This window comes from Tunturibacter empetritectus (genome assembly GCF_040358985.1).
GTDB classification, from domain to species: domain Bacteria; phylum Acidobacteriota; class Terriglobia; order Terriglobales; family Acidobacteriaceae; genus Edaphobacter; species Edaphobacter empetritectus.
Genome location: NZ_CP132932.1, coordinates 1,637,919 through 1,659,340 on the forward strand (window position 1 = coordinate 1,637,919; position 21,422 = coordinate 1,659,340).

10 protein-coding genes and 1 tRNA gene are annotated in these 21,422 nt (G+C 58.0%); 3 read left to right on the forward strand and 8 right to left on the reverse strand.

Annotated elements, in window-relative coordinates; all coding sequences use genetic code 11:
• Positions 1-33: 33 nt before the first annotated feature.
• The 5 genes from pth to RBB75_RS06865 all read right to left on the reverse strand — a co-directional run bounded on the left by pth (position 34) and on the right by RBB75_RS06865 (position 4,264).
• A complete protein-coding gene (pth, locus tag RBB75_RS06845) occupies positions 34-663 on the reverse strand; it encodes an aminoacyl-tRNA hydrolase (RefSeq protein WP_179640143.1) in 630 nt (209 codons plus the stop codon).
• A 68-nt stretch (positions 664-731) separates the two neighbouring features.
• Positions 732-1,430 (reverse strand): 50S ribosomal protein L25, encoded by a 699-nt coding sequence (locus tag RBB75_RS06850; protein ID WP_179640144.1) that lies wholly within the window; start codon positions 1,428-1,430, stop codon positions 732-734.
• Positions 1,431-1,544: 114 nt separating this feature from the next.
• On the reverse strand, positions 1,545-2,672 hold the full coding sequence (locus RBB75_RS06855; RefSeq protein ID WP_433985308.1) for a ribose-phosphate diphosphokinase: 1,128 nt from the start codon (positions 2,670-2,672) through the stop codon (positions 1,545-1,547).
• Positions 2,673-2,940: 268 nt separating this feature from the next.
• Positions 2,941-3,014, reverse strand: a tRNA-Gln gene (locus RBB75_RS06860).
• Between the two features lie 56 nt (positions 3,015-3,070).
• Entirely contained in the window at positions 3,071-4,264 is a 1,194-nt protein-coding gene (locus tag RBB75_RS06865; protein ID WP_353069971.1) for a 4-(cytidine 5'-diphospho)-2-C-methyl-D-erythritol kinase, read from the reverse strand.
• A gap of 136 nt (positions 4,265-4,400) precedes the next feature.
• Here RBB75_RS06865 and ggt point away from each other — a divergent pair, with 136 nt between their 5' ends.
• Positions 4,401-6,179: a gamma-glutamyltransferase gene (ggt, locus tag RBB75_RS06870; protein WP_353069972.1), complete on the forward strand. Its 1,779-nt coding sequence runs from the start codon at positions 4,401-4,403 to the stop codon at positions 6,177-6,179.
• 36 nt (positions 6,180-6,215) lie between these two features.
• Here the strand turns inward: ggt and RBB75_RS06875 are convergent, their stop codons facing one another.
• From RBB75_RS06875 to RBB75_RS06885, 3 genes are all read right to left on the reverse strand, one after another.
• The gene (locus RBB75_RS06875) at positions 6,216-9,452 is read right to left on the reverse strand and encodes an alpha-L-rhamnosidase (protein WP_353069973.1); all 3,237 of its coding nucleotides are present in this window, start codon (positions 9,450-9,452) and stop codon (positions 6,216-6,218) included.
• 113 nt (positions 9,453-9,565) lie between these two features.
• Positions 9,566-12,031: a beta-L-arabinofuranosidase domain-containing protein gene (locus tag RBB75_RS06880; RefSeq protein WP_353069974.1), complete on the reverse strand. Its 2,466-nt coding sequence runs from the start codon at positions 12,029-12,031 to the stop codon at positions 9,566-9,568.
• 131 nt (positions 12,032-12,162) lie between these two features.
• Positions 12,163-15,447, reverse strand: a complete 3,285-nt coding sequence (locus tag RBB75_RS06885) for a TonB-dependent receptor (RefSeq protein WP_353069975.1) — start codon at positions 15,445-15,447, stop codon at positions 12,163-12,165.
• Positions 15,448-15,979: 532 nt separating this feature from the next.
• Here RBB75_RS06885 and RBB75_RS06890 point away from each other — a divergent pair.
• Together RBB75_RS06890 and treS are read left to right on the forward strand one after the other, a co-directional pair.
• Positions 15,980-18,013, forward strand: a complete 2,034-nt coding sequence (locus RBB75_RS06890; protein ID WP_353069976.1) for an alpha-1,4-glucan--maltose-1-phosphate maltosyltransferase — start codon at positions 15,980-15,982, stop codon at positions 18,011-18,013.
• Positions 18,014-18,040: 27 nt separating this feature from the next.
• Entirely contained in the window at positions 18,041-21,355 is a 3,315-nt protein-coding gene (gene treS, locus RBB75_RS06895; RefSeq protein WP_353069977.1) for a maltose alpha-D-glucosyltransferase, read from the forward strand.
• Positions 21,356-21,422 lie beyond the last annotated feature (67 nt).

The following is a 21,422-nucleotide window of genomic DNA, read 5'->3' on the forward strand; positions in this document are numbered from 1 at the left end:
TTAATTTCTAACTACACCTGACCTAATGCTTCTTTACTTCTCCTTCGACACGTCCGATCCATTCTCCGGATCATCTGGCCGACGGTTAAACCTGTTCATCGCGGCACTGACCCCTTCGGTCAACACCATCTCGACAGCATCTTCGACCCTGTCGAGCACCTCATCCAGCTTCGCAAGCTCCTGCTTGCGAAACTGCGACAGCAGATAATCTCTGCCGCCGGCCTTAATCTCTCTACCATCCTCAAGCGCCGGTTTCCCAACGCCGATCCGAATGCGCAGCCACTCTTCCGTTCCAAGCGCACCGGAGATCGACTTCACTCCGTTATGCCCGTTCGCCCTGCCGTTCGCGCTGATGCGAAGCCTGCCCAGCGGAAATGCAAGCTCGTCATAGAGGACGATCAGGTCCTCCGACGGGATTGCAATCTCAAGCTCGTGAACCAGCGCGGCTACCGAAAGCCCGCTCAAATTCATGTACGTCTCAGGTTTGGCCAGCAGAACCTCGTGTCCTCTAAGCCTTGCCTTCGCTGTGAGAGCCCGTCCCCGGCGATTGGAGAGGACCACGCCGCAGTCGTCCGCGATGCGATCCACTGCAAGAAAGCCAGCGTTGTGCGGCGTGAACTGATACTCGATACCGGGGTTGCCGAGACCGACAATCAACTTCACGCTTTGTTTCCCTTTCCAGCAAACTCAGGCGGCCCGCAAATCCCAAAAGATCGGCAGGCCGCGTAAAACTACTTCTTCTTCGCGTCCTTGGCATCGGCAGCAGGAGCAGCAGGAGCGGCTGCATCTGTCTTGCCCTTCTTGGCGACCTCTGGCTCAGTCGGTGCAACAACGACTGCTTCGACTGCCACAACCTCTTCCTTGATGATGGTGACGTGCGCAACGGTCGCGTTCTCGTCTTCGAGGAACTTGAGACTGCCCGAGTGCGGCAGGTCAGAGACGTGGATGATGCCGTGCAGCTCGAGGTTAGAAACGTCGACGTCGAGGTGGCTCGGAATATCGTTTGGCAAGCACTCAACTTCAACTTCCCGCATGACATGCTCGAGGATGCCACCCTGCGATTTGACGCCGACAGGAATGCCAACCAACTGGATCGGCACCGAAACGGTCATCATCTTGTCCATCGCAATGCGCTTCAGGTCGATGTGCAGCAGGTGGCCCTTGATGGGCTCATTCTGCCAGTCGACGATCATGGCCTTGACGATCGCGGAACCTTCGACGTTGAGATCGAAGATGGTGTTGTGGCCCGAGTCGGAGTGGAGAATCTTGGTGATGACCTTAGGGTCTACCGCAACGGCGACTGCGTCCTGGCCTGCGCCGTAGACGACCGCCGGAATTTTGCCTGCGACACGAACGCGACGAGCGGCGTTCTTGTTGAACTTGCCCTCGCGGGGCGTTGCGACGACTGCTTCCATAGTGGATGATGCCATGATGAATCTTCCTTTCGGGCACAGAGTTGAGCTCTGCTCCCTTTGTCTCTTGCTTCCTGTCTCTTGCTACCAGGCTACCTGGGTTGATCCAGGCCGCCTGTAGCTGATTGCGACCTAGTTGAACAGCGTACTGACGCTGGTCTCCATGTGAATACTCTCGATGGCGCGGCCAAGCAGGCCTGCGATCGAAAGCACTTTAATCTTCTCCACCTTCAGCGCATCTTCGCGCAGAGGGATGGTATTGGTCACGATCAACTGCTCCAATCGTGAGGCTGCGATACGCTCGACCGCCGGGCCCGAGAGCACCGGATGCGTCGCGCACGCATAAACTTTTTCCGCGCCCTCGGCCAGCAGCGCATCCACCGTCTTCACCAGAGTTCCGGCGGTGTCGATGATGTCGTCGAGGATCAAGCATGTCCGGCCCTGTACATCGCCGATAACGTTCATTACCTCGGTGACATTGATGTCGGTCCGCCGCTTGTCGACGATGGCCAACGGTACATCCAGCTTCTTGGCAAAGAAGCGCGCACGCTCCACGCCCCCTGCGTCCGGCGAAACTACCGTCAGATTGGGCAGGTCAAGCTCCCGGAAGTAGCTCACCAGCACCGGGCTGGCAAACAGATGATCCACCGGGATATTGAAGAACCCCTGAATCTGGGCTGCGTGCAAATCGACGAGCAGAGCGCGGTTTGCCCCGGCGGTGGTCAGAAGATCGGCAACCAGCTTCGACGTAATGGCAACGCGCGGACGGTCTTTTCTGTCCTGCCGGGCGTAGCCATAGTAGGGAATCACAACCGTGATCCGTCCAGCTGAGGCGCGCTTGAGCGCATCCATCATGATCAGCAGCTCAACAAGGTGCTGATCGACCGGGAAACACGTAGGCTGCACGAGAAAGACATCCGCACCGCGAACGTTCTCGAGCAGTTGAAAATGAACCTCGCCGTCGGAGAATCTCTGCAACCGGGTCTCGCCCAGCGGCACACCGACGAACTTGCAGATCTCCTCGGCCAGAGCCTTATTCGAAGATCCGCAAAAAATCTTGATGCGCTTATCATCTGCCAGCCGGCCCGGGCGCTTTTTTTCCGGAGCTGGTTCTGATACCCGCGGCCCCTGTGGGCCTTGAGGTCCTTTAGTCTGTCCGCCCTGCGTAGAAGGCGCGTTCGCAGGCTGAGAGCTCGTTTCTGTCTCTTCAGCCTGCTCTGAAATAGGGGAAAGAACCGCAGTCGTGTTTCGTTCGTTCACGTGAAACCCTCCAGGCTGGTTGACCTTGAATGTTCCTGCTGCACTGTCTTGCGAGGCCTTGTTGCGGCCCCGTTACTTCTTCTGAAATCCTTGTTGCGGACTGCTCAAAAAAACTAAAAGACTTCGGTTCTTCAAACTTCGTACTTCTTTCTCCGCGCTGTTTTCCGCGGAGTCCAAAATCGTCTTCATCCTGCGGCAAGTTGTTGCTGCCGCGTAACATCTCTACAAGACTCCCTAATCTCACTCGTCGCATCTGGCGTCGACTGTCTGGTTGGGCGACTAGGATTCGAACCTAGACAAAGAGATTCAAAGTCTCTTGACCTACCATTAGTCGATCGCCCAGTACATCGCCGGATGCAGTCTGATTTTACTATCAACCCTGCGAACGACCGGCGAGGTCACTCCGCGAACATTCTGTTCCAGTACTCGGCTCGAGGCAAGGTCTCCGTAAGGAGAGCTTGGACCCCAGAGGACTGGACGCGCAGTTGAGCTGCCTTGGCATCCCGCTCGGACCGGTAAAGTCCAAACAGAGCAGAGCCAGAACCTGACAGAGCCGCGTAAATAGCAGAGCTATCTAGACCGGAACTGCCCAAATCACTACCCATCAATTGACGCTTGGTTATTCGCAAGGAGGGATACTGAGGAAAGACGACCTCTTCAAAGTCATTCTGAAGACCATCGCTTCCAATCCCGGTGCGGACAAGCGCGAGAAGGGTATTCTCGGCCAGATCGTTCCTCGCGTCAGCCTGATTTTCACCAGGCAAACCCTGTTTTTTCTCAGGATTAGGATCGCGAACGATACCGGAGGTGCCGGGCCTACTATCGTCTGTCTTTCTCGTTAGGCTAACGCCAGTTCGGGCAGAGAGGGATGAGTAAGCTAGACTCAACTGATGTAGCCTATCAACTTGAGGATCGGAAGTCAACCCCAGCACCCGAGTGACGCCGTGGCCCTCCCCCAACTCCCCTTCTTCTGATGCGCTAACCGTATTTTTATCAACCACATGCCGCTCTGCCTCCACCTCCCGCCGCGCATCCCACTCTTTAAAAGCCGCTGGCGTTGAGACGCCCACTGCGGGTACCGCGACGACACACCAGGTTCTGGGAAGGTCCGGCATCGGCACAACCTGCTCCCCCCGGCCGAGTCCCAGAACAGCCCCACCGAGCAGAAACAAGGGCACATCCGACCCGATCTCCGTCGCCAGTTTCAGCCTTTCGACTCCCGGGAGAGCTTCGCCAAGCTCCTTTTCCAAGCCCAACAGGGCCGTCGCAGCGTTGGCGGAACCGGCTCCCACTCCCCCTTGAACGGGGAGCCTCTTATCTATATTGATCTCGACCTCTGCGGTGATTCCCAATCGAACCAGTGCCCGCTCCACCATCCGCCAGGCGGTGTTCCGTCCATCGCGAGGAACAAACGGATGGTTGGTCGTCAGCGAGATCCTGGTTGCGGACGCTCGCCTCGCCTTCACCGTGACGAAATCGTGCAGGTCCAGCGTCTGGTAGAGAGTCGTCAGACCATGAAAGCCATCCGAACGCACCGGCCCGATCGCCAACCCCAGATTGATCTTCGAATACGAACGAACACGCGTAGACATGACCCCTCTGATTCTACCGATCCTGATTCTACCGACCCTTCGCCACCGAGGACCAATCAGCCATTATTTCGGACGCCGCGATCACGAACCAGCTATGCTGATCAAAGCGCCCATCCACAACTTTCCGGAGCCCTGAATGCCCGCTGGCACCCGTGTCTTCGCAGCTACCGTCGGACTAGCCCTCGTTACAAATTCGCTCGGAGCGCAAACCGTCGCTTCAGCCTCCGAAGAGCCGGTTCGCGCGAAGCATGCGATGGTCGTCACGATTCACCATGACGCGACCGACGCCGGCCTCGCCATCCTGAAGCAGGGAGGCAACGCGATCGACGCGGCTGTAACCGTCGCGTTTACGCTCGCCGTCGTCTACCCCCAGGCGGGAAATCTCGGCGGCGGCGGCTTCATGCTGATCCGCACCAGGCATGGTCAGACTCACTTCCTCGACTACCGCGAAAAAGCCCCTGCTGCTGCCAGCCGCGATATGTACCTGGACGAGCAGAAAAACGTAGTTCCCGGCCTCTCCACAGTTGGTTATAAAGCGTCCGGTGTCCCTGGCACTGTCGCAGGGCTCGTCTATGCGCAGAGCCACTTCGGCAAGCTGACGCTGCAACAGGACATGGCACCGGCGATCCACCTGGCCACCGATGGCTATGTGCTCTCAGCAGAAGAGGCGCAGAATCTCCACAGCAAAATGCTCACGCGCTTCCCGACTTCGGCACTCATCTTCCAGCGCGACGGCAACTTCTACAAGGAAGGCGGTACGTTCAAGCAGCCTCTGCTGGCTGCAACGCTGACGCGAATCGCTGCGAATCCCGACGACTTCTACAAAGGCGAGATGGCGAAACAGATCGCCTCGTTTGAACAGGCCGGCGGAGGGCTTATTACTGCTGCTGATCTCGCGGCTTACCAGGTGAAGGATCGCGAGCCGGTAAAAGGTGCCTACCACGGTTACAAAATTATTACTGCACCTCCACCCTCGTCCGGCGGCATCGTTCTGATGGAGATCCTCAACATCCTCTCGACCTACGATCTGCCCAGGCTGGGTCCGGACCGGTCTGCGCCGCAAGTTCACATCATCACCGAGGCCTTTCGTCGCGCCTACATGGATCGCGCCGACTATCTCGGCGATCCTGACTTTACGCCGCAGCCTCTCAAACAGATGGCAAACCCTGCCTACGCGGCGGCATGGCGCAGCTCGATTCAACCCTACTCGCCGACGCCGTCCAAAGATCTGGTTCGGCCCGCGGGCTTCATGCCACCTCCACCGCAGCTTCAGCCCGTCGCGCACGAGTCGACCCAGACGACACATTTTTCTATCGTCGATGCTGATGGCAATGCCGTCTCCAACACCTATACGCTCAACGGCACCTTCGGATCGGGCGTGACAGTGGACGGCCTCGGCTTCCTGATGAATAACGAGATGGACGACTTCGCCTCCAAGATGGGCGAGCCGAATATGTACGGGCTGATCCAGGGCCCCGCCAACTCGATTGCTCCCGGCAAGCGCCCGCTCTCTGCGATGACGCCCACCATCGTCACGACGAAGGTCGGCCTCTTTCGCCGCGCAAGAGTGGCCTACGTTCTGGGCACTCCCGGCGGCTCGACCATTATCACTACCGTGGCAAATGACCTGCTCAGCTGCGTCGACAACGGACTAAATATTCAACAAGCTGCCGACGCGCCGCGCTTTCATCACCAATATCTTCCGGATCGTCTCGACCTTGAAAAGAAGTTCTCGCCCGACGTCGCAGAGCAACTCAAAGCAATGGGCTACAACGTGAATCGCCTTGCCGTCGCTGACGAACACAACCCCGGCACCTGGGGCGATAGCGAGCTCATCGCAGTCGACCCCAAGACTCATGAGCTATTGGGCGGCCACGATAACCGCCGCAACTACGGTAAAGCTGCGGGCTATTGAGGAGCGATTGCCGACAACAACAGCCTTCCACTGTGCCTAGTTGCTATCAACCAAAAAGTTGTAACTCCCTGAGCCAATCTCGCGGACCATCAACCCTTCTTTATAAGGAGTCGTGATGCGTTCTCCGTCCTGCTTTGCTACGCTCGTCGGCGTTGCGGGAAGAAGGACCGTGGCCGTAGTATTCGCGGGTACTTTGACGGTCAACTGAAACTGGCCGTTCGGCGTCTTCGTCCAGTCCGTGACGATCGTTCCATATACCGAATCGTACTCGGTGTGCACGTGCGACAGACCCTGCTCCACATGCGGGCTAACAATAACGTGATGGAAACCCGCGTTCGCAGGATCTGCGTCGATACCACCTACGCGCCGAAAGACCCATGCCATGACGGAGCCGAACGCATAGTGGTTATAGGAGTTCATGGATGGGTCGCCGGTGTCTCCGTTCCAGCGCTCCCACCACGTCGTCGCACCCTTGTCGACCATGTATCCCCAGGAGGGATAGGTCGAGGTCAAGAGCAGGTTGTACGCCACGTCGGAGCGGCCTTGCGCTTCCAGTACGGAGAGCAGAAACGGCGTGCCGAGAAAGCCCGTCGTCAGATGGGTCTGGTGGGCCTGAATGTCGCGCACCAGGCGGTCGGTCATCGACTTCTCAAGCTCCCTTGGAGCGAGCCCTGTGTAGAGCGTCAACACATACGATGTCTGGGTGTCGCCTGCGACCAAGCCGTCGGAGTGCACGTACTTCTGCTGATACGCAGCCTGAATGCGAGAGATCAGCGTCGCATACTTCTCCGCGTCTGCGGTGCGACCCAGCGCGGTGGCCATCGTCTGCATCTGGCGCGCGATGATGACCCAGTAGGCCGTGGCGACGAGATCAGAGGGAGTATGCGGATCGGGCGCGAGCCAGTCTGCGTAGTTCGCTCCCAGATCTTTTTCGCGAATATAGTTCGGATTCGTGCGCAGGATGAACTCCATCCACCGCTCCATGTTCGGCCAGCTCTGCTCGATCACCGCAGCGTCACCATACTGCAGCCAGGTTGCGTACGGAACGAGCACGCCCGCATCGCCCCAGCCGGGAGCGCCGGGATGGCCGTCCCTCCCCTGCAAAAGATTCGGCGAGATGTTGGCGAAGGCGCCGTCCGGGCTTTGCGCATCGGTGACATCGAGCATGAACTTGTGGGAGAAGGCGTCGATGTCAAAGTTGTACGTACCTGTGCGCCAGAATGCACCAGCATCGCCCATCCATCCCATGCGTTCGTCGCGTTGCGGACAGTCGGTGGGAATGGAGACGAAGTTGCCGCGCTGGCCCCACAGCCCAAGCTCACTCATCTTGTTCAGCAGTGCGCTGGAGCTCTCAAAACGAATCGCCGGCGAAGCGGGAAGGCTATTGAGCACTTGACCCTGCAGCGCCGAGAGGGGAGGCTTGCCGCCATAGCCAGACACCTGCACATAACGAAAGCCATGGAACGTGAAGGCCGGAGTCCACTCTTCCTCCCCATGACCGCTGAGGGTGTAGTAGTCCGTTGCATCAGCGTCGCGCAGGTTTTCAGTGTAGACCGTGCCGTCGGGATTGAGCCGTTCCGCAAAGCGAAGCTTCACGGTAGTTCCACGCCCTCCGTGCACACGCAGGCGCGCCACCCCCACCATATTCTGTCCCATGTCGAAGACGGCATCTTGCACATTGCCGGAGCCGACCATGGTTACTGCAATAGGCGCGACTGTCTGCGCAGGCTGCACCGGTGTGTCCGGCTGAGCGGTGACAAGCATGGCAGTATTTGCATCATCTACAACCACCGGCGACCACTTTATGGAGTTAGGAGACGCGGACGTATTCCATCCCGGAACTTCAAGCCGGGCGTCGTAGGCTTCTCCGCCATAGATCTCCGAAGAGACAATGGGCGACGCGGCTGTCTCCCAGCTGGAGTCGGTTGCGATGGTCTGATGAGTGCCATCGGCGAAGGTCAACTCAAGCTGAGCGCGCAGACGGTCCGGGCCGGGAAACAACCGCGAGCCCGACCACAGGAGCGGACTGCCGTGCCAGCCTGCACCGAGGATTGCAGCGATCGTGTTGCGTCCTTGGACAAGCAGAGAAGTGACATCGTAGGTCTGGTACAGCACGCGCTTGCGATAGTCCGTAAATCCTGGCGTGAGCCTGAATTTGCTTACTTCTTTACCGTTCAAATAACTCTGGTAGCTGCCCAGCGCAGTTACATAGAGCCGAGCTGAGACCACCTTGCGAGTCGGCGTGAACTGCTTTCGGAGTAGCGCCGTGCTCGACTCGATCACCGCGGGATTCTGCCCACGCGATTCGCGATCCGTACCGACACCGAAGTTAAGGTCCGCAAATGCACCGAGCTTTTTCGCAGGGGACCACTCCTTGTCTTCCACTGGCTTGATTGATCGGGCCTGCCACGCGCCGTCACTTTCAATCCACCTTGTTTTGCCCGCATCGTCGGTGAGCTTTAGAGCAGCGGCCAAAGCAGCGCGAAAGGTTTTATTCGATTCATTCGATCTCGGTGTCTCCACGTGGACGACGATCTGATTGTCGCCAACATGAAGTTGGTCACGAATATCTTCACGATCGAACGCTCCCCACTGATCCTTATGCCCTGTGACTGTGTCGTTGACCTGCGTGGTGAAGATGCCACCCACCAGAACGTGAAGACTGGCCGAGCTCGGAACTTTGTCCAGATGGAGGTTGTAACGGAACTCCGCCTCGGCTCCCTGTGAGACGCGCTCTGAGTCGCTATCCGGTAACCAGATCCACGAGGTCGTCTTCAACACCTCGGCCTCTTCGCGGTTATCGCGCCGAATCCACTGAGCCTTCCAGTCGGAGGGTTGCAGCAGGCCCATCTCCCACCATGCAACCTCGGAAGACCGTTCCTCTTTTCCCTGCGCATCCCAGGTTTGAACTGCCCAGTAGCAGCGCTGGTGAGATTTCAACGCGGGTCCGGCATACGCCACATTCACCGACTCCGAGGACACCTGCTTACCGCTGTCCCACACATCTGCATGCCCGTTACGCAATGCATCTGGAGCGCTGGCAACCAGAATCCGGTACGCCGATTGGCTCCAGTTGCGTGTAGTCGCATCACTCTGCCACGATAGTGTTGGATGTGTTGAATCGATGCCAAGCGGATCGATCCTCTGATCCACACGGAGATGGATCGGTGCAGCAGACGCCGTCGAAACGCAGAGAGACAAGGACAGTGCCAGGAACGAAGCACGCTGCGCCACGGAGGCGAACGAGAAGATTGCGACGCGCGGAGTTTTCATGAGTTGGCTATCCAGGACATCAAAGCGCTGCGTGATGTGTTGAGAAGATCGACTTGAACATCGCCTCTAGGAAAACAAGGACAGACTGCCCTACAGCAGTCTGTCCAGACTCATCAAGCCATCGCGGTGACCTGCGGATAGCAAGTGAACTCCTCTTCCGAGATCTTCCAGTACGGCACAAACTTCTGGCCGTCGTTGCCTCGAACCGTGAAGTGCAGCGGCGAACCATCAACCGGCTCCAGATGATTGGCGAGATGCTCGGCTTCCTTGCCCTTATCCACGGTGAGGTTCGCAGTGGGAGATCCGACAGCGGCCAGCAGGATCGGGCCGTACTCCACGGAGTACCTCTTCTTGCCCGCAATCTGGTCGTCCCCGTTATAACGGCGTACCCGAATCTCCGCAGGAAGCACAAACTCGATGACGTCCCCATCGCTCCACTGACGGTTGACTGCGAGATAAGTGCCGGGCTTACCAGAGCCTGCAACCTTGCCGTTTACCGAAACCGCCATCTCCTTCGCCGCCCAGGAAGGAACTCGAATCCGAAGATTAGCTTGTGTGGGCGCCGAGACCTTCACCGCGCCGCTAACGTGGGTGTCGTAGGGGAAGCGAGTCTTCAGCTTCAACTCCATCGGCTGACCTGCCTGCTGCCAGCGAATCGTCGAAGGCTCGTAGAGGTTTACATAGATCCCATCCGGCGCGATGGAGTAGATGTGCTCCGGCAGAGTTCCAAGCAGCCTGGTCCCCTGTCCTTCGCAGCACGTGTTCTCGTGCGTCGACTTTTCTTTCTTGCCTTCCATGATCGTGTGATAGCGCAGGCCGACGCCGCCATCCTGGTTCGCCATGCCAACGTTGTAGATCGACTTCTCGATCTCTGTAGCATAGCGCTCCTCGTCCGGATTTAGCAGCTGAAAGCGCTGGCTCAAAAAGACCCAGAAACTGCTGCCGCAAAGCTCTCCCAGTTTCTGGCGAAGATAGTTGCTGTTGGGCGGATCCTTCTCGAACTCGATGATCGAGATGCTTCCTCCGGCCTGCTGCCAGTGTGCGCGATAGAGCTCCCATGCTCCAAGAACTCCGTCGCGATACCGCACGTCGCCGGTGGCGAGATACATATCCAGATACGCTTCGAGGTTAGTCAGCAGATAGCAATGCGGGCGGTCGTAGGGGTATTGCCACACCTGCTCTTTCTCATGCTTCGCCAAACCCTCCATCCAACCGTCTTCCTGGTAGTAGCGTTGAATTACCTGTGCATCCGCTGGCTTTCCCATGGGGCTGGTGCACATACGCGTATTCGCGACCATGCCCTGACCGCCTTGAATCGCGCCGCGCAGCATGTCCGGGAGGAACGGCTGTTGATTGAACCAGTCGTAGTATCCGCGCAGCATCGGCAGAGCCTTGGGGTTGCCGCCGTAGGCAGCTTCGAGCAATCCGTGCGTAAGCCACGCGCGAGTGTAGGCGGCGCGCTCCGAGTAAAAGATCGTGTCTTCGGGGTACGCCATGATGTATCCGTTCGACTGACGACACTCTTCGATGCCATCAACCACGACATTGACTCGGCGGCGCAACTCAGGATCATCGATCCACCGTATTGTGTTACCCGCACCCATCAGGAAGCGTCCAGCATTTGAGCCGGCAAGATCCTCCTCCCAGAAGACCTGTGAGCCGGTTGGCTTAAAGTTCTTGATCTTGCCGGTTCGCTCGTAGAACTGACGCAGCAGATCGTCTGTCGTGTACGAGTTCAACAGATACTGAATGTTGTTTTGCATCGCCTCCTGAAAGACACCACCATCCAGAGTCACTCCCGTCTTCGGCGCTTCAGCTTTGTACTTTGCCGGCCTCCAGGTTGCGGAGTCGGTCACGGCGTGGGGATTGTCGACACGAATTCCCTCCCCATCCTGTCGCGGCGGCCGCGTCAGTTGTGCCACGAGTTCGCTGTTTCCATACTGCTCATCCGCGGTTACTTTGCTGCCCAAGGCAACATCGTGTCCACCAGAGAGAACAGCCATCTTCGCAACCATCAGCGTGTAGTCGGGGCTGTCCTGCGGCTCTTTGCCAAGCGGCGTGCTGTCTGAGGCCACTGCCTTGACTGCGCGAAGCCGCGTTGCCGTCAACCTCACATACCGGCCGTGAACATCGTGCGCCGCATACTGCGTGATGTTGTCTTTCAAATCCGGAAAGTCCGACTTCGTGAAGTCCGCAATGGTCTTGGGCTTTGCGAAGTTGGCCTCGTCAGAAGCTTCCAGCTTAAATCGTAGTGGGAAACCTTCGCCGCCGTAGTACTGGTCGCGCCCCGGATACATCCGCTCCGACGCAGGGAATAACTGGATCGCAGAGATTGGGACACTCTTCTTGAGATCGACCTGAACCCAGGTCGTTACATCGGGCGTGGTAACCACCTTCGAGCGATACGCGCGATAGTTCGTTGCCGGCGTTGCTGCCATTCTGATTCCAGTGAGGTAAGGCGCCATCTCCTTCTCGCTCGTCTGCCCGAAGAGGGCTATGGGCTTCATGGCGCCAATTACGGCAAATCCAGCTCCTGCATAGGTGGAGTTCAATAGAAACTTACGTCGTGTCACAGCCATGACCCATCTCCCGGTGCTTCGTTCTGAGTTACTGCGGTTGCGTCAAAGGAAAGAATCTCGTCGAGCAATCCTAAGGTGAGAGGGGTCAGAAGGGAAGCCCTTGACCCCTTGTGAGTTTGACGTCAGCGGGATTAGAACGCGTAACGCAAAGCAAGCTGCAGCACTCGCTGACCAACAACTTCCTGGGTGAGTAGTCCGGCAGCCGGATTGGTAACGCTGGTGCTGCCGGTAGAAAAGTTAGGGTGGTTGAAGACGCTGAACGCCTCTGCACGGAACTGAAGCTGCTGCCGCTCGGTAATCGCAAACGCCTTCTGCAGGCTCAGGTTCGTCGTGTCGATGCCAGGCTGACGCGGTCCACTTCTGGCCGTTCCATACTGGCCTGTGGCGGGCTGCACATAGCAGGACGGATCAAAGAACTGGAGCCGCGGATGTCCTGTAGGCGGATTTCCAGTGCAGATCCTATTGGCATACACGCTGTGCACCGAGCTGGTATCAGCATTGTTGTTGGCCGTGACCTGGATCGGCTGACCGGTGGCGAACTGCTGAACTCCAGAGAGCTGCCAGCCGCCTACGATCTCACGATTGATCAGGTTATTGGAGTTCAAAAACTTCTTTCCAGGGCCGATGGGCAACTCGTAGACCGCGCTGATAATGAGATTCTGCGTCCGGTCGAAGCCTGCGGGCCCATAGGTCAGGCCAGGGTTATAGAGATTTTGAATATCCGCGTTATCGCCATCGAGAATATCCATTGCCTTGGAGTAGGTGTAAGCGCCCAGGAACTGCAGCCCGTTTGTATAGGTTCTCTCCACTTTGACCGCGAGAGCGTTGTAGTTGGCCGAGACCGCGTTGAGCTGGCCGTCAGTCGTTCCCACGTTTTGATTCGGTCTCAGATCGAGGATGCCGCTCTTGTTTCCGGGCAACAATCCAAAGGGCTGATTGAGATCGGCGCGCGCGGACTGATGACGAGTCACATTCCCGATATAACCGATCGTCAACAGAGTGTTGTTACTGAGCGACCGCTCGATGTTGAGGTTCCAGTCCTGAACCGACGTATCTTTCAAAGTCTTCGTCAGGGTGTAGTTCTGTTGTCCGGCCAACGATGGATTAGGAACAAACAGGTTTTGGATATCCACCGGCGCCGCTACGTTGAAAGAGTAAGACTGATTCACGAAGTTCGGAGAATAGAGCAGTTGGAACTGCAGGTTGTTGTAGAGGATTGGCGCATAGTAGATGCCATAACCACCACGCACGACGGTACGATCGTTTGCCTGATAGGAGAAGCCAAACCGGGGCGCCCAGTCGTTGTAGTTCGTCTTCCACGTGCCGGGAATGACGCGATTCGACGCAACATCGAACTGCCCGCCGTGGCCATTTTTGTCGTTCGGCGGATTGTCGAAGTCATAACGCAGACCGATGTTGAAGGTCAGCCGAGGCAGCGCCTTCCAGTCATCCTGCACATAGCCGGAGACGTCGGTGCCGCGAAACGCGCCCACCGTTACGCCGTTGGCAGCGTTGGCGGTTCGAGGGAATCCGAGTTCAAGATCGGCCAGCGAGTTTCCCTGATCTGTCGCGCTGCGTACTCCTCCGCTATAAGCCGAGGTCGAGCTGCCGTCGAAGTTGTAGATGCCGTTGTTGCCGACGACCCAGTTGCCATTGAACTGCGTCCTCACATAATCACCGCCGAACACGAAGGTATGGTTGCCTACCTTCCAGCTCACTTCGTCGGTGAACTGATAGCGGTTTTGAATGGCACCCTGAGGGGAATAAGGGTCTCCCAGCGAAGTGTAGTTGCCCGTGTTCAAGTTGATCGCAGGGGGCGTCCATTGGGAAGGCTGAGGATTGACGTTCGCCAGTCCATACTGTGCCGCATAGTTGACGGCTCCTTCGCCCTGCTGCGTACGAAACAGATTGCTGCGGTTGTAGCCGACCTTGAAGACGTTCACAACGTTCGCGTTGAACACGTGCGTCTCCGCGGCCGAGATATTCGTTCCTTTGAGCGCATCGAAGATCCCGAAGAGCCCAGGCGTAATGCTGTCGTTACCGAACTGGCTCTCCAGCCTTGCTACCGTGCCGAACAGCAAGTCCCGTTGCGAGATGTTGTAGTCGACACGGCCAAGGTACTCGTCGTAGTTGCTGATCTGCGGCAGGTTCACAACGTAGTTGACGTTGTTCGCGTCCAATGTCGTGTTGGGTTCGGGATAGTTCTTCAACCACTGCTGCGCAAACGGGCTGATCGCACCGATCTTGTTGCCCGCGAACGGCTGGCTTGTTCCAGTTGCAGGATTGTAGGTGGAAGGATCGTAGAGAGTAACTCCGTCTGCCGAGAAGTCTCCAAGGCGCTCTGCGTCCGTCGGAACGCGGTCGCGATTGATGTTCGCCGTGTGGCTGCGCAGCCCCGAGTAGTCGAAGAAGGCGAACAGCTTGTTCTTCCAGAGCGGAGCGCCGATGTTGGCTCCAAACTGGTTATAGCGTTTCGCAGGTTTGGTAGTGGCGAACCAGTTCTTGGCATCGAAGTCGTCATTCTGAAGAAAGTCGTACGCCGTTCCGTGAATCTGGTTCGATCCGCTCTTCGTGATGACGTTGATGATCGAAGGCTGGCTGAAGCGCGCAGGAGCGCCGTTCAGAATCGTCGTGACCTCCTGGCTCGCCTCCACCGACGACAGGATATTCACCGTCTGCGTCAGCAGGTTCGTGTTGTCGACGCCGTCCTGGAGAAATGCCGTGTGTGCATTGCCAAGCCCTGAGATGATGACCGAGTTCGCTGTCTGTCCGTAGAAGCCTTCGTCTCCGCCATCGACGCCGACATCGGTTCCTTGTTGCGACGCGGGCCCAAGCGTTGCAACGTTCAGGATGCTCCGGCTATTGTTCGGCAGATTGACCAGCTGGGTCGGCGAGACGGTCGTCACCAACTCATGATTGTCGGTCTGCAGACTCACCGAGCCAGACTCTGAGGTGACCGTCACCTCCTGCTGCACGTTGCCAACTGAGAGTTGCAGGTTGGCGGTTGCACCATTCGTAGTCACGTCCACGTTCGTCACCAGGTGTTTGAAGCCCGGCGCCGTCGCCGAGACCGTATACGGCCCGATCGTGAGGGATGGAGCATTGAAGTAGCCGTTTTGATCCGTCGTGACCAAACGCGTTGTGGCTGTTCTTGTGTTTTTGATCTCGATCTGACAGTTGGGAACTACCGCGTCCGCGCTGTCGCGGACAGTGCCTGAGATGAAGCCGAGATCGGTCTGGGCGAGCATTGTCCTCTGCGGACCAAAGCCTGCAGCAAACAGCAGTACGAGTACGGTCTGGAGAGCCCGGGAAAGTCTGATCTTGAGAAGGCCGCGTGGCCGGGTCGAGGACTTGCGATTGGTTCTGCCGTTAGCGATCGGCTCTGAAGGAGCGTTGGTTTTGGTTAGGTGTGTCATGCGAGATTCCGCCTCCATGTAACGCCCGCAAGTCGAACAGAGGTGTTAACCGATTGTCAAGGGGAAAATTATTTCAATTGGAAAATTCCCTCGAAATCAATCGCCTGTTCTTGCTCTGCTGAGTGCCAGTAAAAGCAGCTTCGACCATCAAAAAAGCAGCCTAAACGACGGCATGGATTCTGTTGCCTCGGTACTAACGTTGTCAGGAATTTCAACAGGGGAATCCGTCACAATCTGACGAACGGCGGCTCGTCGAAACAGCCCCATCAGGGGCAAATAGTCGTCAGGGCACGCGCGAGCCTTCGAGCGAGGGATGTGAATAAACCTCCATCGGTAAACCAGGGCTCCCCCTCCCCAGCCTCGCCCTTCCGCTGGACCTCCGCACGATGCGCCGACCTGTCATCATCTCCAGCAAACATATGCAGCTCGGGATGCATCTCCTTATCAGTTGTTCTCATTCCTCCCGATAGCGCATTTGGCGCAGTCTGTCGGGCTACTATAGGTACGAAAGCAGTGTGAAGATCTGAGCGATATGAAACCTATTGAAGGCCGTAAGCGAGTCATCATTGAAGAGGTCAACCCGCAGGTTGACTGCGGACGCTATCCAGCAAAGCGAATTTTAGGCGACATCGTCACCGTAACCGCCGCAATCTTTGGCGATGGCCACGACCATGTCTCAGGTCGTCTGCTCTATCGCCCCTCAACCGAGAAGGATTGGAGATCGACGCCGCTCTCCGCACTTACCAACGATCTCTGGTCTGCCACCTTCCACGCAGATGCACTCGGGGACTGGGTCTATACCCTCGAGGCGTGGGTTGACCACTTCGACACATGGTCTGCCGATCTACGGAAGCGGCTGGCAGCACAACCGGGTCAGACTGGCGTGAGCGCTTCCGCCGAATCACAGGATATTCCGCTCGCTCTGCGCTCTGGTGCTCTTCTATTGGAGCAGGCTGCAGCACGCGCCAAAGGGCCCGACAGCAAACGTTTAGCGGACGAGGCCGCACGTCTGCTCAAACTGGCAAAGGCGAAGTCTGACACCTATGACTATCCTTTGACAGACGAGATCGTCACCCTTGTTGCGCAGCATCCCGACCTCACCCTGGCGACGCGCTACTCAAAAGAGCTGCACCTGTGGGTCGACCGCGAGCGAGCCCGCTACTCCACCTGGTACGAGCTCTTTCCCCGATCCACCTCGCCCGATCCGGCGCGGCATGGCACCTTCGCCGATGTGCAGGCCCTTCTGCCGACCATCGCCGCAATGGGCTTCGATGTGCTCTACCTGCCGCCGATTCATCCCATCGGCAAAGCGTTTCGCAAAGGCCCGAACAACAGCGTCACCTCGGCGGAAGGCGATCCAGGAAGCCCCTGGGCCATCGGCGCAAAAGAGGGCGGCCACAAGGCCATCCACTCTCCTCTCGGCACTCTTCGAGACTTCGACGCGCTGGTCGCCGCCGCACGCGAACACGGCATGGAACTCGCTCTCGACATCGCCTTCCAGTGTTCTCCCGATCATCCCTGGGTCGCCGAGCATCCCGACTGGTTTAACATTCGCCCCGACGGCTCCATCCAATACGCGGAAAACCCTCCGAAGAAGTACCAGGACATCTACCCGCTCAACTTCGAATCGGCCGATTGGCGCGGGCTTTGGGAGGCTCTGCGTGATGTCTTTACCTATTGGATCTGTCGCGATGTCAAAATCTTTCGTGTCGACAACCCCCACACGAAAGCTCTTCCTTTTTGGGAGTGGTGCATCGGAGAGATCCACAAAAAGGATCCCGATGTGATCTTTCTCGCGGAGGCGTTCACACGTCCGCACGTGATGTACTCGCTAGCCAAGGCCGGCTTTAGCCAGTCCTACACCTACTTCACCTGGCGCAACACCAAGGACGAACTTCGGGAGTACTTCGAAGAGATCACCAAGCCGCCTGTGACGGACTTCTTTCATCCCAACCTCTGGCCCAACACGCCTGACATCCTGCACGCCGCACTTCAAAATGGTGGCCGCCCCGCCTTCATGCAGCGCGTCATCCTCGCAGCGACCCTCGGCGCAAACTACGGCATCTATGGCCCCGCATACGAACTTGGCGAAAACGTCCCTGCCAAACCAGGCAGCGAAGAGTATCTCAACAGCGAGAAATATGAGATTCGCCAGTGGGACCGCAGCGCAAGCCACAGCATCGCGCCGCTGATCACGCTCCTCAATCAGATTCGTCGTAACAATCCCGCGCTCCAGAGCGACGGGTCGCTCCACTTCCACAACGTCGATAACTCAAGCATCCTCTGCTACAGCAAATGGAGCGGCCAAAATCAAATTCTTGTCGCCGTCAATCTCGACCCAACCCAGGAGCAGGCGGGATGGATCGATCTCGACCTCAAGGAACTTGCCATCCCGCACAACGAAACCTTTGACATTGAAGACCTGCTCACCGGAACCCGCTATCAATGGCATGATCGCAGCAACTACGTTGCCCTGCGCCCGGACGTGATGCCCGCGCACATCTTCCGCCTACTTCGCAAACCTAACATCGAAGCTCCGCAAACCACGCAGTCAACCAATTCGTAAAAACAGCTTCCAGCGCGAGGACGAAGAGTGAAAAAAGCCGGCAGCGCCACCGATCCGCTTTGGTACAAAGACGCGATCATCTACGAGATTCACATTCGAGCCTTCATGGACTCGAATGCGGACGGCATCGGCGACTTTCCCGGCCTCATGTCAAAGCTCGACTACCTTCAGGATCTTGGCGTCACCTGTCTATGGCTGCTTCCGTTCTTCCCCTCTCCCTTGCGAGATGATGGCTATGACATTGCAAACTACGTCGACGTCAATCCCAGCTACGGAACCATCAACGACTTCAAGCAGTTTCTCGACGCCGCTCACCTTCGCAACATGCAGGTGATGATCGAGCTGGTGATTAATCACACCAGCGATCAGCATCCTTGGTTCAAAGCAGCACGCCTGGCGCCGAAAGGCTCGCCCGAGCGCGAGATGTACGTCTGGAGCGATACCGACAAGCTCTTCGAGGGCGTCCGCATCATCTTCACCGACACAGAAAAATCCAACTGGACCTGGGACGACGTCGCGCAGCAGTACTACTGGCACCGCTTCTTCTCTCATCAGCCTGACCTGAACTTCGACAACCCCCGCGTGATGGAGGAGGTTCTCACGGCGATGCGGTTCTGGCTGGATATGGGCGTGGACGGCCTGCGTCTGGATGCAATTCCTTATCTGATCGAGCGCGACGGCACAAGCTGCGAGAACGTGCCCGAGACCCACGTCAAGATCAAGCAGATTCGCGCGGTGATCGACGCCGAATATGAGAATCGCCTGGTGCTTGCCGAGGCCAACATGTGGCCCGCGGACGTCCGCCCCTACTTCGGCGACGGCGATGAGTGCAACATGGCCTTCCACTTCCCGCTGATGCCGCGCATCTACATGGCCCTTCGCCAGGAAGACCGCCTGCCCATCACGGACATCATGGCCCAGACCCCTGCCATCCCGGATAACTGTCAGTGGGGACTCTTCCTTCGCAACCACGACGAACTCACCCTCGAGATGGTCACCGACGACGAGCGCGACTACATGTACTTCGCATACTCGGCCGACCCGCGCATGCGCATCAATGTTGGCATCCGCCGACGCCTCGCGCCTCTGGTCGATAACAATCGTCGCCGCATCGAGCTGCTCAACTCGCTTCTGCTCAGCTTCCCCGGCACCCCCATCCTCTACTACGGCGACGAGATCGGCATGGGCGACAACATCTATCTGGGCGATCGCAATGGTGTCCGCACGCCGATGCAGTGGAACTCCGACCGCAACGCAGGCTTCTCCACGTCAGTCCCCGCGCGACTCTACTTCCCCGTCATCACCGACCCCATCTGGGGCTATCAATCCATCAACGTCGAGGCACAGCAGTCCGATCAGTCATCTCTCCTGCACTGGACGCGCAACATGATCGCCCTGCGCAAACTCTTCCATGTCTTCGGGCGAGGCACGCAGGAGTTTCTCAACCCCGAGAACCGCAAGATCCTCGCCTATGTTCGCCAATACGAAGAGAATGGCAACTGCGAGACCGTTCTTTGCGTCGCGAACCTGTCACGCTTCTCGCAACCCGTCTCCCTTGACCTGTCGAAGTACTCCGGCATGGTCCCCGTCGAGATGCTGGGATACGTCAACTTTCCGACCATCACCGCACAGCCCTATCCGCTCACGCTTTCGCCATACTCCTTTCTCTGGCTTGAACTCCAATCCGCGCCCGCCGCACCAGAGCCGGTCGAGGTGCCCGTTGACGAGCCTATCGTCAACTTGCTCAGCCGCGGCGTCGAAGGCGTTCTGACCGGGGAGGGATTAGCTCTCCTGCAACGTCTGCTCGTCGGCTACCTCCCGCATCAACGCTGGTTTGGGGCCAAGTCACGGACCATCAAAGCGGTCGAAGTTCACGACTCCGCGATGCTGCCCGATCTCAACGCAGTGCTTCTCCTCCTCCGTCTCACCTACGAAGACAACAGCACCGATGTCTATCAGCTCGCCCTAACCACCAGCACAGGCGAGACTGCCGATATGATCCGCGCTGCCGATCCCGCGAGCATCGTCGCAACCGTTACAACCTCTGACGGCCCCGCGGTCCTCCACGATGCACTCGTGCGCGAAGACGTTCGTCAGGCGATCCTTCACCTCATCGAGACAAACGGCGAACTCGCCACGCAAAACGGCAACCTTCAAGGACGAAGCAGCAGCGCATTCGCCGAAGCTCGCGGCTCGGATCCTCTGCCGGCCCGCACAGGATCAGCCGAGCAATCCAACACCTCCATCCTGTACGACGCGAAGCTCATCCTGAAGCTCTTCCGCCGGCTCCAGCCTGGTGAAAATCCCGACACCGAGATTGGCCGCTTTCTCACCGAGACGGCACACTTCCCCCGCATCGCTCCTTTTCTAGGCGACATCACACTCCACTCCAAGACCGGCGAACCCACCACCATCGCGATGCTCCAAGGCCTGGTCGAAAACGAAGGCGACGGCTGGCAGTGGACCCTCGACGAGCTCTCTCACTACTACGACAGCGTCGCCATCCTGCCCGCTCTTCACGACCTCGGCACTCCCCCGTCCTTCCTCTCCAACAATGAAATACCCGCCCTGGCCCGCGAGCATGCAGGCCTCTATCTCGATGCCGCCGCTCTCCTTGGCCGCCGTACCGCCGAGATGCACCTGGCGCTCGCCACACCCACTCACGATCCCGCCTTCATGTCCGAAGACTTCACCACTGCCGATCTCGTCGCCGATGCCGACCGCATCGACGCGCAGCTGTCTCTCACACTCGACGCCCTCAAGCGCGGCATGTCGCAGCTTACCGAGATCACTGCCGATAACGCGGCTCTCGTTCTTAGCCGTCGCATCGAGCTCTTCGCCCGCGCCCGCGCCATCGCCTCCGCAACACCTACTCAAGCCGGCCAGCGCATCCGCATCCACGGCGACTACCATCTCGGCCAGGTCCTACGCTCCCGCAGCGACTACGTCATCCTCGACTTCGAAGGCGAACCCGCACGCAGCCTCGCCGAACGCCGCGCCAAGCAATCCCCTCTGCGCGATGTAGCCGGGATGCTGCGCTCCTTCAGTTACGCCGCACACGCCGCGCACAACGCCTTCGCCCAGCGCCGTCCCGACGACGCAAAGTATCTCGAGCCCTGGTCCACCCTCTGGCAGAACTCCGTCTCCACAGAATTTCTCCGCGCCTACCACGCAACCGTCATGGCCAAAGATTCTGAGCTCATTCCAAAAGCCAAGCAGGCACAACTTCTTCTCAGCGCCTACCTGCTCGAAAAATCCCTCTACGAACTCCTCTATGAACTCAACAACCGCCCCGCATGGGTCAGAATTCCCCTCGCAGGCATTCTGTCCCTGCAACTGTAAACATCGGGCCGGCCTTGATAGCGATACGCGAAAACCTGTTTTTTTGCTCTTGTTGGAAAGAAATTAC

Coding starts and splice junctions, on each gene's coding strand:
- RBB75_RS06850 (WP_179640144.1), bottom strand. CDS start 1,430: ATGGCATCATCCACTATGGAAGCAGTCGTCGCAACGCCCCGCGAGGGC.
- RBB75_RS06865 (WP_353069971.1), bottom strand. CDS start 4,264: ATGTCTACGCGTGTTCGTTCGTATTCGAAGATCAATCTGGGGTTGGCG.
- RBB75_RS06890 (WP_353069976.1), top strand. CDS start 15,980: ATGAAACCTATTGAAGGCCGTAAGCGAGTCATCATTGAAGAGGTCAAC.
- RBB75_RS06885 (WP_353069975.1), bottom strand. CDS start 15,447: ATGACACACCTAACCAAAACCAACGCTCCTTCAGAGCCGATCGCTAAC.
- RBB75_RS06880 (WP_353069974.1), bottom strand. CDS start 12,031: ATGGCTGTGACACGACGTAAGTTTCTATTGAACTCCACCTATGCAGGA.
- RBB75_RS06875 (WP_353069973.1), bottom strand. CDS start 9,452: ATGAAAACTCCGCGCGTCGCAATCTTCTCGTTCGCCTCCGTGGCGCAG.
- ggt (WP_353069972.1), top strand. CDS start 4,401: ATGCCCGCTGGCACCCGTGTCTTCGCAGCTACCGTCGGACTAGCCCTC.